This is a genomic window from Croceibacterium ferulae, assembly GCF_003660445.1.
GTDB classification, from domain to species: Bacteria; Pseudomonadota; Alphaproteobacteria; order Sphingomonadales; family Sphingomonadaceae; genus Croceibacterium; species Croceibacterium ferulae.
Window position 1 is genome coordinate 30,004 of the sequence record NZ_QZVQ01000006.1, and the last position, 13,745, is coordinate 43,748.

At 66.2% G+C, this 13,745-nt stretch carries 19 protein-coding genes; 11 read left to right on the top strand and 8 right to left on the bottom strand.

Going from position 1 to position 13,745, the window contains the following annotated elements:
- Positions 1-14 precede the first annotated feature (14 nt).
- Positions 15-479 (top strand): DUF2793 domain-containing protein, encoded by a 465-nt coding sequence (locus tag D5S08_RS07585; protein WP_121117179.1) that lies wholly within the window; start codon positions 15-17, stop codon positions 477-479.
- A gap of 10 nt (positions 480-489) precedes the next feature.
- On the opposite strand, the gene queC is transcribed toward D5S08_RS07585, so the two are convergent.
- From queC to D5S08_RS17325, 5 genes are all read right to left on the bottom strand, one after another.
- Positions 490-1,179, bottom strand: a complete 690-nt coding sequence (gene queC, locus D5S08_RS07590) for a 7-cyano-7-deazaguanine synthase QueC (RefSeq protein WP_121117181.1) — start codon at positions 1,177-1,179, stop codon at positions 490-492.
- A 5-nt stretch (positions 1,180-1,184) separates the two neighbouring features.
- Positions 1,185-2,087 (bottom strand): Hsp33 family molecular chaperone HslO, encoded by a 903-nt coding sequence (gene hslO / locus D5S08_RS07595; protein WP_206610302.1) that lies wholly within the window; start codon positions 2,085-2,087, stop codon positions 1,185-1,187.
- Between the two features lie 73 nt (positions 2,088-2,160).
- Complete coding sequence (gene argF / locus D5S08_RS07600) at positions 2,161-3,093, bottom strand: ornithine carbamoyltransferase (RefSeq protein ID WP_121117185.1); 933 nt, start codon at positions 3,091-3,093, stop codon at positions 2,161-2,163.
- On the bottom strand, positions 3,093-4,283 hold the full coding sequence (locus tag D5S08_RS07605; RefSeq protein WP_121117187.1) for an aspartate aminotransferase family protein: 1,191 nt from the start codon (positions 4,281-4,283) through the stop codon (positions 3,093-3,095). Before D5S08_RS07605 ends, argF begins: the two co-directional genes overlap by 1 nt.
- 125 nt (positions 4,284-4,408) lie before the next feature.
- The gene (locus D5S08_RS17325) at positions 4,409-5,215 is read right to left on the bottom strand and encodes a cold-shock protein (protein ID WP_121117189.1); all 807 of its coding nucleotides are present in this window, start codon (positions 5,213-5,215) and stop codon (positions 4,409-4,411) included.
- 207 nt (positions 5,216-5,422) lie between these two features.
- On the opposite strand from D5S08_RS17325, the gene D5S08_RS07615 reads away from it, so the two are divergent.
- Positions 5,423-6,214, top strand: a complete 792-nt coding sequence (locus tag D5S08_RS07615; protein ID WP_121117191.1) for a TerC family protein — start codon at positions 5,423-5,425, stop codon at positions 6,212-6,214.
- Between the two features lie 10 nt (positions 6,215-6,224).
- The gene (locus D5S08_RS07620) at positions 6,225-6,668 is read left to right on the top strand and encodes a protein tyrosine phosphatase family protein (RefSeq protein WP_121117193.1); all 444 of its coding nucleotides are present in this window, start codon (positions 6,225-6,227) and stop codon (positions 6,666-6,668) included.
- Positions 6,669-6,687: 19 nt separating this feature from the next.
- On the opposite strand, the gene spt is transcribed toward D5S08_RS07620, so the two are convergent.
- Positions 6,688-7,938: a serine palmitoyltransferase gene (spt, locus tag D5S08_RS07625; RefSeq protein ID WP_121117195.1), complete on the bottom strand. Its 1,251-nt coding sequence runs from the start codon at positions 7,936-7,938 to the stop codon at positions 6,688-6,690.
- Positions 7,938-8,186: an acyl carrier protein gene (locus D5S08_RS07630; RefSeq protein ID WP_121117633.1), complete on the bottom strand. Its 249-nt coding sequence runs from the start codon at positions 8,184-8,186 to the stop codon at positions 7,938-7,940. The genes spt and D5S08_RS07630 overlap by 1 nt, the downstream gene beginning before the upstream one ends.
- 144 nt (positions 8,187-8,330) lie before the next feature.
- Between D5S08_RS07630 and D5S08_RS07635 the strand changes: the two genes are divergently transcribed.
- The 8 genes from D5S08_RS07635 to D5S08_RS07670 are packed head-to-tail and all read left to right on the top strand — an operon-like array spanning position 8,331 to position 13,255.
- Positions 8,331-8,606 carry a DUF3572 family protein gene (locus tag D5S08_RS07635; RefSeq protein ID WP_121117197.1) on the top strand — a complete coding sequence of 92 codons (276 nt, stop codon included), beginning with the start codon at positions 8,331-8,333 and terminating at the stop codon, positions 8,604-8,606.
- Positions 8,606-9,232, top strand: coding sequence for an HAD family hydrolase (locus D5S08_RS07640; protein WP_121117199.1), 627 nt, complete (start codon positions 8,606-8,608; stop codon positions 9,230-9,232). The genes D5S08_RS07635 and D5S08_RS07640 overlap by 1 nt, the downstream gene beginning before the upstream one ends.
- On the top strand, positions 9,229-9,684 hold the full coding sequence (locus D5S08_RS07645) for a RidA family protein (RefSeq protein ID WP_121117201.1): 456 nt from the start codon (positions 9,229-9,231) through the stop codon (positions 9,682-9,684). Before D5S08_RS07640 ends, D5S08_RS07645 begins: the two co-directional genes overlap by 4 nt.
- Before the next feature lie 48 nt (positions 9,685-9,732).
- Positions 9,733-10,860 carry a GNAT family N-acetyltransferase gene (locus tag D5S08_RS07650; protein ID WP_121117203.1) on the top strand — a complete coding sequence of 376 codons (1,128 nt, stop codon included), beginning with the start codon at positions 9,733-9,735 and terminating at the stop codon, positions 10,858-10,860.
- 5 nt (positions 10,861-10,865) lie between these two features.
- A complete protein-coding gene (gluQRS, locus tag D5S08_RS07655) occupies positions 10,866-11,717 on the top strand; it encodes a tRNA glutamyl-Q(34) synthetase GluQRS (protein WP_121117205.1) in 852 nt (283 codons plus the stop codon).
- The gene (locus D5S08_RS07660; RefSeq protein WP_121117207.1) at positions 11,714-11,944 is read left to right on the top strand and encodes an HIG1 domain-containing protein; all 231 of its coding nucleotides are present in this window, start codon (positions 11,714-11,716) and stop codon (positions 11,942-11,944) included. The genes gluQRS and D5S08_RS07660 overlap by 4 nt, the downstream gene beginning before the upstream one ends.
- A 59-nt stretch (positions 11,945-12,003) precedes the next feature.
- Positions 12,004-12,873: a 3-hydroxyacyl-CoA dehydrogenase NAD-binding domain-containing protein gene (locus tag D5S08_RS07665; protein ID WP_121117209.1), complete on the top strand. Its 870-nt coding sequence runs from the start codon at positions 12,004-12,006 to the stop codon at positions 12,871-12,873.
- Between the two features lie 55 nt (positions 12,874-12,928).
- Positions 12,929-13,255 (top strand): hypothetical protein, encoded by a 327-nt coding sequence (locus tag D5S08_RS07670; RefSeq protein WP_121117211.1) that lies wholly within the window; start codon positions 12,929-12,931, stop codon positions 13,253-13,255.
- Between the two features lie 75 nt (positions 13,256-13,330).
- Here the strand turns inward: D5S08_RS07670 and D5S08_RS07675 are convergent, their stop codons facing one another.
- Positions 13,331-13,729, bottom strand: coding sequence for a YidH family protein (locus tag D5S08_RS07675; RefSeq protein ID WP_121117213.1), 399 nt, complete (start codon positions 13,727-13,729; stop codon positions 13,331-13,333).
- Positions 13,730-13,745: the final 16 nt, after the last annotated feature.

Consider the following 13,745-nt stretch of genomic DNA (forward strand, 5'->3'; position numbering starts at 1 on the left):
CTGGAGTAACCGCGATGTCCGAACTGCTGAGCCTGACGGCGACGAGTGCGCGCCACCGCCTGCCGCTGATCTTTCCGGGACAGGTGCAGAAGGAGTTCTTCGTCAACGAGGCCCATGCCCTGATGGATGCGCTGTTGCATCCGGTGGTGCTGGGCACCGCATCCTTCGCGCCGGTCAATGCGGTCGATGGCGATTGCTGGATTGTCGGGCCGGAGCCTGACGGCGATTGGGCGGACCAGACCGACATGTTGGCCTGTCGTCAGGCCGGCACCTGGCTGTTCGCCGCGCCATGCGAAGGCATGCGGGTGTTCGACCGCGCGAGCGGTGCGGATCTGCGCTACCTGGCGGGCCGGTGGACCGGTGCGGTCCCGATCCGTCTGCCGGAGGGCGGCGAAGTCGTGGACCGCGAAGCGCGCGACTCGATTGCCGGCGTGGTCGCCGCGATGGCGACTGCAGGCCTGCTGCCCCAGCCGGGCTGATGCGGGCAGGTCAGGCGGCGTAAGGTGTCGGGTCGGTCAGCTGCGCCTCGGCGAAGCCCTTCCGGCGCAGACGGCAGCTGTCGCATGTGCCGCAGGCGATGCCTTCCGGCGTGGGATCGTAGCACGACCAGCTCATCCCCGGATCGAGCCCGAGCGCCGCCGCCTCCTGCGCGATCCGGGCCTTGCCCCAATGTTGCAGCGGCGTGTGAATGGTGATGCCGTGCCCTTCCACGCCCGCCTTGGTCGCCAAGTTGGCGGTCGCGACGAAGCTGCTGATGAATTCGGGCCGGCAATCGGGGTAGCCCGAGTAATCAAGCGCGTTGACGCCGATGAAGATGTGCCGCGCACCCAGTGCCTCCGCCCATCCCATCGCAAGCGAGAGGAAGATCATGTTGCGCGCGGGCACGTAGGTGACGGGGATGTCGTCCCCCACCCCGCTGACCCCGGTCTTGGGCACCGCGATGTCGCTGGTGAGGGCCGAGCCGCCGAACTGCCGCAGGTCGAGCGGCAGGACGACATGGGCGGCCACTTCCATGACCTGCGCGATCCGTGCGGCGGCGGCCAGCTCGACCCGGTGCCGTTGATTGTAGTCCACGGTCAGCGCGTGAACGGCATAGCCGGCCTGCTTCGCGAGCCCTGCCGCGACCATCGAATCGAGGCCGCCGGACAGGAGGACGACAGCCTTTGGGTTCTGGCTCATCAAGGTCAGTCCTGAATGGCGAACTGGCGGGCGCAGAAGGCGCAGTCGACCAGGATCACGCCGTCCTCGTTCTGCATCTCGCGCCGGTCTTCCTTGGAGAAGCGCGAGAGAATGCTGTCGTAATGTTCCAGCGAACAGCGACAGCCCTTTGCCAGCATCTCCGTCCCGTGCACCATGACGGTATCTTCTTCCGGGAACAGGCGGCGCAGGGTGGAGCGCAGGCCCGGCTCCGCCAACAGGGCATCGTCGCGATCGGCGGTGGTTTCGGCGAGCTGTGCGACACAGGCCCAGCCGAAGTCGCTGTCCAGAGTATCCAGCCGGGTGCGGCCTTCCTCCCCATCAGGCAGATATTGCAGCAGCATGCCTGCCGCGGTGGGCTCCGGACCATCAAGGTCGATGGCGGTCTGCAGAACGGTGGGGATCTGCTCACTTTGTATGAAGTACTGGCGTACCACCTGCGTCAGCGAGGATCCGCGCAGTTCCACCAACCCCTGATAGCGTTCCTTGCTGGCGGCCATGTCGAAGGTGACGACGAGACGCCCATCGCCGAACAGGCGGCCGAAATCGGGCAGGCGATCCTGTTGCAGCACGACATCGTCACGGAACTGGACATAGCCCCGCACGCGCGATTCCAGAAAGTCGCACACCAGCAGCTCCACTGCGCCGGAGGTCGACTGCACCTGGATCGTCAGCTGCCCGCTGCTTTTCTGAATCAAGCTGCCCATCAGCGTGGTGATGACCAGCGCTTCGGACAGCAGCAGGCGAATGACAGGGGGGTAGTCGTGAGCCTGGAGAATGTCGCCCAGCACAGGCCCGAGGCGCGCGACCCGGCCGCGCACACTCTTGTCCGGCAGGCTGAAGGTCAGGACCTGGTCGATGTCGTATGGTGCGGTGAATTCGATTTCCATGGCGGCCATATAAGGTGCGCGGCGCCGCTGCAAAGGGTGCCAAAGTGGCCGCCCTTTGCAGCGGCGCCCCCAATCAGCCGAGCAGGCCCTGGCACCACAGGAGCACGGATTTCTGCGCGTGGATCCGGTTCTCGGCCTCGTCAAAGACCAGCGATCGCGGGCTTTCGAACACCTCTGCGCTGACCTCCTCCCCGACATGAGCGGGCAGGCAATGGAGGAACACCGCATCGGGCTGGGCGACGGCGAACAGCGCCTCGTTTACCTGGAAGGGTGCGAGAAGGGCCAGCTTCTCTTCCTGGTGGGCCTGGCCCATCGATACCCAGGTGTCGGTGACCAGGACGTCAGCATCCCGCGCGGCAGCCAGCGGATCGGCGGTGACAGAAATATGCGCCCCCGCCGCCTGTGCTGCGGAAACGGTCGCCGCGTCAGGCCGGTACCCCGCCGGGGTGGCGATGCGCAGGTCGAAGCGGAACAGGCCGGCGGCCTCGACCAGCGAATGCAGTACATTGTTGCAATCGCCGAACCACGCCACCTGCAAGCCGGCCAGCGGCTTGCCCTGTTCGTGCAGGGTGAGAAGGTCCGCCATGATCTGGCAGGGGTGCGACAGGTCGGTCAGCCCGTTGATCACCGGGACAGTGGCGTGATGTGCCAGTTCCAGCAGCTTGGCATGATCGTCGGTGCGGATCATGATCGCATCAGCCATGCGGCTGAGCACCCGCGCCGTATCCGCGATCGATTCGCCGCGCCCAAGCTGCGTGGTGGATGCGTCCAGCACGATGGCCGCGCCGCCGAGCTGGCGCATGGCGATGTCGAAGCTGACCCGGGTGCGGGTGGAGCTTTTCTCGAAGATCATGGCGAGCACATGCCCGGCGAGCGGCCGATCGGAGTCCGGAGCCCCCTTCGGCAGATCCAGCCGCCCCGTCTTGCGACTGACGGCGTCCGTGACCATCCGGTGCAGTGCGGCCGGTTCGATGTCCTTCAGGTCGAGAAAGTGGTGCAGCGGCATCAGGCGGCCTGCGGTGCCTGGAAGCTGGCTGCGCCTGCAGACAGCCTGGTGAAGAACTCTTCGATCTCCGCATCGCCGATCACCAGCGGGGGCAGCAGGCGCAGCGTGCTGTCGCCGGCCGCAACGGTCAGGAGTTGGTGATTGTCCCGCAGATGCTGCATGAAGGCGCGCGGTTCCGTCTTGAGGCGCAGGCCGAGCATCAGGCCGCGCCCGCGGACCTCCTCGAACAGATCGGGGTAGTTGCCGATGAACTGCGTCAGCCGGGTGGTCAGGCGATCGCCCAAGGCCCGGACATGTTCAAGGAACACGGGATCGCTCACGACATCGAGCACGGCGTTGCCCGCGGCCATGGCAAGCGGATTGCCGCCATAGGTGGAGCCGTGCGTGCCGAAGGTCATGCCGCGGGCCGCCTTTTCCGTCGCCAGGCAGGCACCGAGAGGAAAGCCGCCGCCGATACCCTTCGCGGTGGCGAGAATGTCCGGCTGCAGCCCGAACTGTTCGTGCAGGTACATGGTCCCCGTCCGGGCCACGCCTGTCTGGACCTCGTCCAGCACCAGCATCAGATCGTGATCGTCAGCCAGCTTGCGCAGCCCTTGGAGGAACGGCTGCGACGCCAGGCGCACACCGCCTTCGCCTTGCATCGGCTCGACCAGGAAGCCGGCGGTTTGCGGGCCGATCGCTGCCTTCGCAGCTTCCAGATTGCCGAACTCGACATAGCGGAAGCCGGGCAGCAGAGGGGCGAAGCCGCTGTGCATCTTGACCTGATCGGACGCGCTGATCGTGCCCATGGTGCGGCCATGGAAGGCGTTGTTGAAGGTGATCAGTTCGAAGCGGTTCGGGTCACCGCCGTTCTGGTGGTAGGCGCGTGCCGTCTTGATCGCGCATTCGACTGCTTCAGCACCGGAATTGGTGAAGAACACGGTGTCGGCAAAGGTCAGATCGACCAGCCGCTGCGCCAGCCGTTCGCCCTGGGGACTGCCATACAGGTTGGACACGTGCATCAGCGTCGCCGCCTGCTGCTGGATCGCGCCGATCAGGCCGGGGTGGGAATGACCCAGCAGATTGACCGCAATGCCCGCCGCGAAGTCGAGGTAGCGCGTGCCGTCCTCGTCGATCAGGTGACAGTGATCGCCGCGCACGGGACGCACGGCGCATCTGGGATACACGGGCATCAGCGGGGTTATGGTCATCAACCTCAATCCTGGTCGGCTCTGAAAGAATGATGGCGGCCCTTCCGCGCTGGAAGAGCCGCCAAGGATGGCACGCGGTCGCGCCGGCAGAGATGTGAGTGCCGGTCAGAGGACCGGCACTGCGATCACCCTTGCGCAGGCACCAGGTTCACCGCGGAGAACTTGCCCCGTCGGTCGATCTCCAGATCGAATTCGAACCGGTCGCCTTCGTTGATGCCGGGCAGGCCCGACCGTTCCACGGCACTGATGTGGACAAAGGCATCTTCCTTGCCATCATCACGAGTGATGAAGCCAAAGCCCTTCATGGCATTGAAGAACTTCACGGTGCCCGAAGCGCGTTCGCCGGTGAGCTCACGCTGTTGCTGCTGCGAGCTTTCCTGCGCCGGCTCCACCGGGATCACGTCGCCGTTGATCTGCAGATCGGCAGCGGAGATCTTGCCGCCACGATCGACCAGGTTGAAGGCGACTTCCTGCTCTTCGGCAAGGCTGGTCAGGCCAGCACGCTCGACCTGGCTGATGTGCACGAAGACGTCTGCGCCGCCTTCGTCACGCTGGATGAAGCCGAAGCCCTTCTGCGCGTTGAAGAACTTGACCTTGCCCTGGCCCGCTCCGACGACCTGTGCCGGCATGCCGCCAGCGCCACCGCCCGGACGGGGGCCACGGGGGCCGCCGAAGCCGCCGCCACCACCACCGCCGCTGTAGCCGCCGCGCGAACCTCCGCCTCCGCCGCCGCCATAGCCGCCACGCGAGCCGCCGCTGTCACCGAATCGGTCGCCGCCGCCACCGCCGCCGCCAAAGCGGTCGCCGCCGCTCTGCCAGCCATCATCGCCGAAGCGCGAGGGCGAGCCGCCACCGAACGGGTCAAAGCTTTCTTCGCCGAAGCCATCCCGCTTGTCGCGTCCCCGGCCGCGACGACCTTTTTCATACCCCATGTACCGAACTTACCCTTGCTTTCCGCCCATAACTGCCCGGCGGACAGATTTGTCACCGGCGGGCAGCGACGCATACGCTCCGCTACTCCACCCCACCGCTATAGCTTACAAAAAGCGCCAGTGCGAACCTTTAAAATGGTCCCCACAACGAGTCTTCGGAGCCAATCGTAACTTGCCCGTCTGCGGCCAAGCGGGCAACAAGGCCAGATGCCCTACCTGGAACTGCTCACCGATCCTGCCGCATGGTTGGCGCTGCTGACCCTGATCGCCCTGGAGGTGGTGCTGGGCATCGACAATCTGGTGTTCATCGCCATCCTGTCGAACCGCCTGCCGGTGCATCAGCAGCAATTCGCCCGTCGGCTCGGCCTCGGCCTGGCGCTGGGCATGCGTATCGGCCTGCTGCTGCTGATCGGCTGGATCGTCACCCTGCAGGAGCCCTTGTTCGATCTGGGGCTGTCCGGTTCGCCTGGCTATAATGGTCAGCCGAGTTTCGAAACGGCCTTTTCCGGGCGTGATCTCATCCTGCTGGCCGGCGGGCTGTTCCTGCTGTGGAAGGCGACCACGGAAATCCACCACAACATGGAGCCGGAGCAGCGCGACAAGGATGAGTCCGCACCGGCAAAGACCGCGGTCCAGCTGACCTTGCGGGCGGCGATCCTGCAGATCGTGGCGCTGGACGTGGTTTTTTCCATCGATTCGATCCTGACAGCTGTGGGGATGACGGACGATGTGCCGATCATGGTGGCGGCCGTGGTTATCACCGTGGGCATCATGCTGGTCGCGGCAGATCCGCTGTCTCGGTTCATCGAAGACAATCCCACGCTGATCATGCTGGCCCTGTCGTTCCTGGTGATGATCGGCCTGGTGCTGATCGCCGACGGGTTCGGCTTCCACGTGCCCAAGGGCTACATCTATGCCGCCATGGGTTTCTCCGTCATGGTGGAGCTGTTGAACATGGTGAAGCGGAGGCGGGGTACCGTCTTCGGTGCGAAGGATTGAGGCGAGGGTGATGAGCAAGTTCGTCGAAGTGGAGGCAGGGTTCTCCGTCAGCCCGCAGCTGGTCGCGAGCGACCTGGATCAGGCTGCGACGCAGGGCTTCACGCTGATCGTCAACAATCGGCCCGATGACGAGGAAAGCGGGCAGCCGGATGGCGCCGACCTGGCGGCCCACGCCAAGCGCCTTGGAATGGAGTGGATCGACATCCCGGTGACGCATGCCGGCTTCTCGGCCGGTCAGGTGGAGCGGCTGGGCGCAGCGCTGAAGCAGGCCGAGGGGGCGGTGCTGGCCTACTGCCGGTCCGGCACGCGATCCGCCATGTTGTGGGCGCTGGCTCAGGCCCGCGCGGGTCGTCATCCGGCTGAACTGCAGGACAGGGCCGCCGCTGCCGGATATGATTTGACCGGGCTGCGGCCGCTGCTGGATCAGCAATACGCAGCCGCTGCCGCCCGCTGACCGCAGCGGGCGGGTCGGCTCAGATGATGCCGACCGCCTTGCCGGCCCGCTGGAACATGCCGAGGATGGTCTCGACCTCATCCTCGCTGTGCTCCGCACAGAGTGAGCAACGCAGCAGGGTCATGTTGGCGGGCGTGGCCGGCGGACGGGCGAGATTGACGTAGAGCCCTTCGCGCAGCAGCGCTTCCCACATGGTCGCGCCGCGCTCCAGATCGGGCATGATCACGGCTACGATGGCGCTCTGCGTCTCGCTCGTGCCGAGGCGGAAACCCTGTTCCAGCAGCCCGGCATGCAGCGTGCGCGAGTTGCGCCACAGCCGTGCGCGCTTGTCCGCGCCATGCATCAGCTTGCGGATGCTGGTCGCCGCCGTCGCCACCACGGATGGCGGCAGGCTGGCAGTGAACACGTAGGGCCGGCAGACCAGTCGCAGGATCTCGAACTTGGGATGGTTGCTGACGCAGAAGCCGCCCACCGTGCCCACGCTCTTGCTGAAGGTGCCGATCACGAAATCGACCTGGTCCAGCACGCCCTGGTCCTCTGCCACGCCGCGGCCGTTCGGGCCGATGAAGCCCATGGAGTGCGCCTCGTCCACCAGCACCATGGCACCGTACTTCTTGGCGACGGCAATCATTTCCTTCAGCGGGGCGATGTCGCCCAGCATGGAATAGACGCCTTCCAGCACCACCAGCTTGCCCGCGCCTTCGGGGATGCGGCGCAGGCGCTTTTCCATGGCCTCGATATCGTTGTGCTTGAACGGCACCACCTCGGCATTGCCAAGGGCGCAGCCGTCCCAGATGCTGGCGTGGCTGTCGATGTCGAGGACGATGTAATCGCCCTTGCCGGCCATCGTGCTGATGATGCCGAGATTGGCCTGGTAGCCGGTGGAGAACACCATGGCATGATCCATGCCGTAGAATTCCCGCAGCGCATCCTCGCATTCCCGATGGCCCTGGTAGGTGCCGTTCAGCACCCGGCTACCGGTGGTGCCGCTGCCGAACTCCGCCAGCGCCTGCGTGCCCGCCGCGACCACGTCCGGGTCGAAGGTCATGCCCATGTAATTGTAGGTGCCGAGCAGGATCGTGTCGCGCCCGTTGCAGATGGCGCGGGTGGGGCTGAGCACCTTTTCCATCACCAGGTTGAACGGGTCGGTGACGCCGCTGTCCAGCAGGTCGCGACGCATGGTGATCACCGGGTCGAACTTGCTGAACAGGTCGGTTCCCTCGCCTGCCAGCACCTCGGGCCGGTCGGCCTCGTTCACGCCTTCGCTCATCAGGCGTCGTCCCCCGCTAGCGTGCCCACCGCCGTCACGAGCTGGCCGTAATTCTCGATCTCGGCCTGCTGGTTCATGCTGATGATGACGTCGAACTCGTCCTCGATCTCGGCGACGAAGTCCATCACCGTCAGACTGTCGAATTCCAGATCGCCCGCAAAGGTGGTCGCATCGGTGATGGTGACAGCTTTCTTGTTGAACGGTTCGATGAGCGTCCTGATACGGCTGTCTATGGCGGCGCGGTCCATGGCATGTCTTTCGCTAGCTTGATGCGGCGGGGCAAAGCGGCGGGCGCCGGTCATGTCAAGCGTGGCGGTGCCTTGCTTCGCCTCGACAAGCGTCATGCGATACCCCATCTGGCCCATAGCTGAACCGAGGGAAGCGGGCCTACCATGCTGCGGACGCCATCATCAGAACCGCGCGATGCGGCCGAGCTGGCGCTGGGTGCGCTCGCCTGGCTGCTGGGTGACACCTTGCGCGCGCAGCGTTTCCTGGACCTGACCGGACTCACGCCGGAGTCGCTGCGGACCTCCATCGGTGCATGCGCAACGCAGGCCGCGGTGCTGGACTTCCTCTGCGCGCATGAGCCCGACCTTGAAGCCGCGTCCGATGCGCTGGGCATTCTGCCCGAGGAACTGGCCGGCGCGCGCAGGCGGCTGCCCTGCTGATGGCCCGACCACTGGTCATTTCCGACTGCGACGAGGTGCTGCTGCACATGGTGCGGCACTTCCGCGACTGGCTGGACACCGAGCATGGCGTCGCCTTCAGCCTGGATGGCGCGTCATTCGCCCAATCCATGCGGCGGGGGGACGCTGTGCTGCAAGAAGCGGAGATGTGGCAGCTGCTGAACGGCTTCTTCGATACGGAAATGCCGCGGCAGACACCGATCGAAGGCGCGCTCGCCGCCATGGCCGAACTGCAGCGTGAAGCGGATATGGTGATCCTGACCAATCTGCAGGATCGCTATGGCGCCGCCCGTCTGGCGCAGCTGCGCGCGTTCGGCATCGACGTGCCGGTCTTCACCAATCAGGGGCCGAAAGGCGCACGGATCCGACGGATCATGGACGAGCATGGCGCGGATCGCGCGGTGTTCATCGACGATCTGGCGCAGCACCATGCCTCCGCCGCCGAACACGCGCCGCGGATCGGCCGGCTGCATTTCTGCGGGGAGCCAGCCATCGCGCCGCATGTGCCCTGCGCGCTGGGTGCCGGTCACGCGCATGCGCGGATCGACAACTGGGCCGAAGCGGTGCCATGGCTGCTGGATCATCTGCATCAGAAGGAGCCTGCATGACCATTCACGCCCGCCTCGCCGAACTCGGCCTGACGCTGCCCAAGGCTGCAGCGCCGGTTGCATCCTATGTCCCGGTGGTGGTTGCCGGAAATATCGCGCACATCTCGGGCCAGCTACCCTTCATCGATGGCCAGCTGGTGACCGGCCGGCTGGGAGAGAGCGTGGCGACCGAGCAGGGCGGCGATGCCGCGCGCGCCTGCGGGCTGATGATCCTGGCGCAGCTGGACGCCGCCGGCCTGCTGGATCGGGTGGATCGCGTGGTGAAGCTGGGTGCTTTTGTCTGCTCGACACCTGACTTCACCGACCAGCCCAAGGTTGCCAATGGCGCATCGGATCTGATGGTCTCAGTCTTCGGGGATGCCGGCAAGCACGCCCGCAGCGCCGTGGGCGTACCGGCCCTGCCGCTGGGCGCCGCGGTCGAGGTGGATGCGATCATCGCCCTGCGCGACTGAGCGGAGGCTCTCGCAATCACGGCGGGCAATCCCCAGTTTCAGCCTCGCATGCCTGATCTGGTCGCCCGCCTCGCCCCCAGCTTCACCTCCGTCGATGCCGCTCGGTGGGATGCACTGGCCGGGCCCAATCCGTTTACCCGCCACGCTTTCCTGACTGCGCTGGAGGAATCGCGCAGCATCGGCCCGGGCACGGGATGGAGCCCGGCGCCGATCCTGCTGGAGGATGGCGAGGGCACGTTGCTGGGCGCGCTGCCATCGTGCCTGAAGGCGCACAGCCAGGGCGAATATGTCTTCGACCATGCCTGGGCCGATGCGTGGGAGCGGGCGGGCGGGGACTATTATCCCAAGCTGCAGATCGCCGTGCCGTTCACCCCTGCCACCGGTCCGCGCCTGCTGCTGCGCGACCCCGCCTATGCCGCACCGCTGCTGCGGGCGGCGGAGCAGCTGTGCCTGCAGAACGACATATCTGGCGCGCACGCCACCTTCGTGGAGCCGCAGCAGCGCCACCTGTTCGAACAGGCTGGCTGGCTGGCGCGCAGCGACATCCAGTTCCATTGGGAGAACCGCGGCTATGCCAGCTTCGACGATTTCTTGGACGTCCTCTCCAGCGCCAAGCGCAAGAACCTGCGCAAGGAACGGGCCAGGGCGCAGGAGGGCGTCAGCATCGAGGCGCTGACCGGGGATACCATCACCGAAGCGCATTGGGATGCCTTCTGGGTGTTCTACCAGGACACCGGCGCCCGCAAGTGGGGCCAGCCCTATCTGACACGGGAAGCCTTCAGCCTGCTGGGGCAGCGGATGGGCGAGCAGATGCTGCTGCTGTTCGCGCTGGTGGAGGGGGAGCCCATTGCCGGTGCGCTCAACTTCATCGGCCCGGATGCGTTGTACGGCCGATATTGGGGCTGCACGGTCGACAAGCCGTTCCTGCATTTCGAACTGTGCTACTATCAGGCGATCGACCACGCGATCGCTCGCGGCCTGTCCCGCGTGGAGGCAGGCGCGCAGGGTGGGCACAAGCTGGCGCGCGGGTACGAGCCGGTGCAGACCTGGTCCATGCACTTCATCGCCGATCCCGGCTTCCGCCGCGCCATTGCCGATTATCTGGAGCAGGAGCGCGCCGGCATTGCCGCCGATCGCTTGGTGCTGGATGCGCGCACCCCCTTCCGCAAGGGCTGACCGCCGTGCCGCATGTCACCCGCTTTGCACCGAGCCCCAACGGGCCTCTGCACCTGGGGCATGCCTACAGCGCGATCATCGCGCACGATCTCGCCGGGGCGGACGGGACCTTCCTGCTGCGGATCGAGGATATCGATGGCGAGCGTTCCCGGCCTGAACTGGCGGCTGAGTTCCGGGCGGATCTCGCCTGGCTGGGCCTCCAGTGGCAGGAAGTTCCTCGGCAGTCCGGCCGCCTTGCCAGCTATCGCGCCGCGGCGGAGCGGCTGCGCGCCGACGGGCTGCTCTACCCATGCACCTGCACTCGCGCGCAGATCGCCGCCGCCGCCGGCACGATCGGCCCTGAAGGGCCGGTCTATCCCGGCACATGCCGCACCGGCGTGACCGACCCCTCCGCCCCGGCCGCATGGCGGCTCGACATGGCGGCAGCGCTGCGGCGCACCGGGCCGCTCACCTGGCATGATGGGCTTGCCGGCATGCAGCAGGCCCGTCCGGATCTGCTGGGGGATGTGGTGCTGGTGCGCAAGGACGCGGCTACCCCCGCCAGCTATCACCTCGCCGCCACGCTGGACGATGCTGCCGACGGCGTCACGCTGGTAACGCGCGGGCTGGACCTGTTCGTGGCAACGCATGTGCATCGGCTGCTGCAGGCACTGCTGGGCCTGCCGGTGCCGCAGTGGCACCATCACGGGCTGCTGGCTGAAACGGATGGGCGCAAACTGGCCAAGCGGCGGGGATCGCCTGCCTTGTCCGATCGACGGCTGGCCGGGGAAGACGGGCGGGCGCTGGGGGCCGATCTGCGCGCCGGCCGTTTTCCAACTGGCCTCTCTCTGGTGCAAAGCGTAGGATGCTATCCATGAACACATTTCTTGTTGTCGTGATCGTCATCCTGGCCGTGCTGGTGGTCGTGTCCATGATACGCGGCATCGTCGCCTTCATGCAGACGACCAAGATCGATCTGGAAAGTGGCGACGCCACCAACCTGGTCGAACTGCAGGAGCGGCAGAACAAGATGATGTTCAACCGCATCAAGTATCAGGCGCTGGCGATCGTCGTGGTGGCGCTGCTGCTGCTGTTCAACCGCTAGACTTGCCCCTGTCTGGCCGGCCGCTAGGGTGCGGCGCGACGGCTGGCAGGAGAGCATGCGTGGATAAGATCGGGATCATCGGGGCGGGGCAGATGGGCGCAGGGATCGCGCAGGTCGCCGCCGTCAGCGGCGCGAACGTGTTTCTGGCCGATCGCGACCTGGCCATCGCCGACAAGGCGCGCGCCGGCATCGGCAAGCGGCTGGCCCGGCTGGTCGACAAGGACCAGCTGAGCGCCGAGGCGGCCGAAGCGGCGCTGAACCGCATCACGCCCACGGCCGACTATGCGCCCATGGCGGACGCCGCCCTGATCATCGAGGCCGCGACCGAGAACGAGAGCATCAAGCATGCCATCTTCGCCGATGCCGCGGAGGTGCTGGCGCCCGATGCCGTGCTGGCCAGCAACACCTCCTCCATCTCCATCACCCGCATGGCCGCCGCCGTGCCCGATCCGGCCCGTTTCATCGGGCTGCATTTCTTCAATCCCGTGCCGGTCATGCAGCTGGTGGAGCTGATCCCCGGCCTCGCCACTGATCCGGAGGTCGTCGCCCGCATGCGCGCCTTTGCCGAGCAGCTGGGCAAGCAGGTGGTCATGAGCCAGGACGCACCGGGCTTCATCATCAATCGCGTGCTGATGCCGATGATCAACGAGGCCGTGTTCGTGCTGGGCAATGGCACGGCCGGCATCGCCGACATCGACACCGGCTGCCGGCTGGGCCTCAATCATCCGATGGGCCCGCTGGAACTGGCCGACTTCATCGGGCTGGACACCTGCCTGGAGATCATGCGCGTGCTGTTCACCGGCACGGGCGATACCAAGTACCGCCCCGCGCCGCTGCTGGTGCAATATGTCGATGCCGGATGGCTGGGGAAGAAGGCCGGGCGCGGCTTTTACGACTGGTCGGGCGAGGAGAAGGTGCCGACCCGCTGACGGCGGGGAACGCGCAGCGCCCGGTCCGGGTTGTTCTCTGCAAAGGAGAATAACCATGATCGACCGTCTGAGTGGCGAAGACGCACCTGAACTGGCCAATAGCGAGCAGGATGACGAGAGCGAGCAGACCCACACCGTCGCTGACGAGGCGCTGGAGGGCGAAGGCCGCGCCGCCAGCCCGCTGGACAGCGAGAAGTCCGGCACCGACAGCGATCTGATGGATGATTCCACGCAGGATCTGGTCGATCACATGCGCGACATGGAACAGTCGGGCCGGATCGACATGGATGCCTTCCGCGGGGAAGACAATCACGACGACAACGAGGACAAGTACGGCCGCGACAACAAGGTCGACCCCGAGCTTCCGAGCGACGGCAGCTAGACCTCGCCAGCGGGATGGGCGGATCACGACACCATGTGGTGTGCAAAATCCGCCCGTCGCGGACTGCCGGAATGGTCAGCTGGCCGCGATCTGCCCGTCATTCAGCACCCACAGGCCGGCTACCAGCATAGCGGAGCCGATCACCACCGCCCAGGCCAGCAGCCGGAAGCGCGGGATGGAAGCGGCAGCGAACTGGTGCGATTCGAGGCGGTCCATAGTGCGGCAGGCGCGCCGCTGGGCTGCGACCGCCAGCACTGCGCCGGCAACGATGAACAAGGTGGCGATGGCGCGCGCCAGCCACGGCGGCTCGAACTCCCCGAACACCGCCCGGAAGGCGAGCTCGATGCCGATCGCCGCGAAGGCGGTCCGCATCCAGCCGGCAAAGGTCCGCTCCGTCGCCATGATCGTGCGGTCTTCCGCGAATTCGGTTCGCTCCGTCGCCAGATCGGTCTTGTCCTGCCGGTCATCCGCCATGGATCCATGGTTAGGG

Bases quoted from the DNA above. Each gene is read 5' to 3' on its own strand.
- D5S08_RS07585 (WP_121117179.1), top strand. From the start codon at position 15: ATGTCCGAACTGCTGAGCCTGACGGCGACGAGTGCGCGCCACCGCCTG.
- argF (WP_121117185.1), bottom strand. From the start codon at position 3,093: ATGCCGCTGCACCACTTTCTCGACCTGAAGGACATCGAACCGGCCGCA.
- D5S08_RS07660 (WP_121117207.1), top strand. From the start codon at position 11,714: ATGAACACATTTCTTGTTGTCGTGATCGTCATCCTGGCCGTGCTGGTG.
- D5S08_RS07670 (WP_121117211.1), top strand. From the start codon at position 12,929: ATGATCGACCGTCTGAGTGGCGAAGACGCACCTGAACTGGCCAATAGC.
- D5S08_RS07645 (WP_121117201.1), top strand. From the start codon at position 9,229: ATGACCATTCACGCCCGCCTCGCCGAACTCGGCCTGACGCTGCCCAAG.
- D5S08_RS07615 (WP_121117191.1), top strand. From the start codon at position 5,423: ATGCCCTACCTGGAACTGCTCACCGATCCTGCCGCATGGTTGGCGCTG.
- D5S08_RS07635 (WP_121117197.1), top strand. From the start codon at position 8,331: ATGCTGCGGACGCCATCATCAGAACCGCGCGATGCGGCCGAGCTGGCG.
- D5S08_RS07650 (WP_121117203.1), top strand. From the start codon at position 9,733: ATGCCTGATCTGGTCGCCCGCCTCGCCCCCAGCTTCACCTCCGTCGAT.
- D5S08_RS07620 (WP_121117193.1), top strand. From the start codon at position 6,225: ATGAGCAAGTTCGTCGAAGTGGAGGCAGGGTTCTCCGTCAGCCCGCAG.
- queC (WP_121117181.1), bottom strand. From the start codon at position 1,179: ATGAGCCAGAACCCAAAGGCTGTCGTCCTCCTGTCCGGCGGCCTCGAT.
- D5S08_RS07640 (WP_121117199.1), top strand. From the start codon at position 8,606: ATGGCCCGACCACTGGTCATTTCCGACTGCGACGAGGTGCTGCTGCAC.
- hslO (WP_206610302.1), bottom strand. From the start codon at position 2,087: ATGGAAATCGAATTCACCGCACCATACGACATCGACCAGGTCCTGACC.
- D5S08_RS17325 (WP_121117189.1), bottom strand. From the start codon at position 5,215: ATGGGGTATGAAAAAGGTCGTCGCGGCCGGGGACGCGACAAGCGGGAT.
- D5S08_RS07630 (WP_121117633.1), bottom strand. From the start codon at position 8,186: ATGGACCGCGCCGCCATAGACAGCCGTATCAGGACGCTCATCGAACCG.
- spt (WP_121117195.1), bottom strand. From the start codon at position 7,938: ATGAGCGAAGGCGTGAACGAGGCCGACCGGCCCGAGGTGCTGGCAGGC.
- D5S08_RS07605 (WP_121117187.1), bottom strand. From the start codon at position 4,283: ATGACCATAACCCCGCTGATGCCCGTGTATCCCAGATGCGCCGTGCGT.
- D5S08_RS07675 (WP_121117213.1), bottom strand. From the start codon at position 13,729: ATGGCGGATGACCGGCAGGACAAGACCGATCTGGCGACGGAGCGAACC.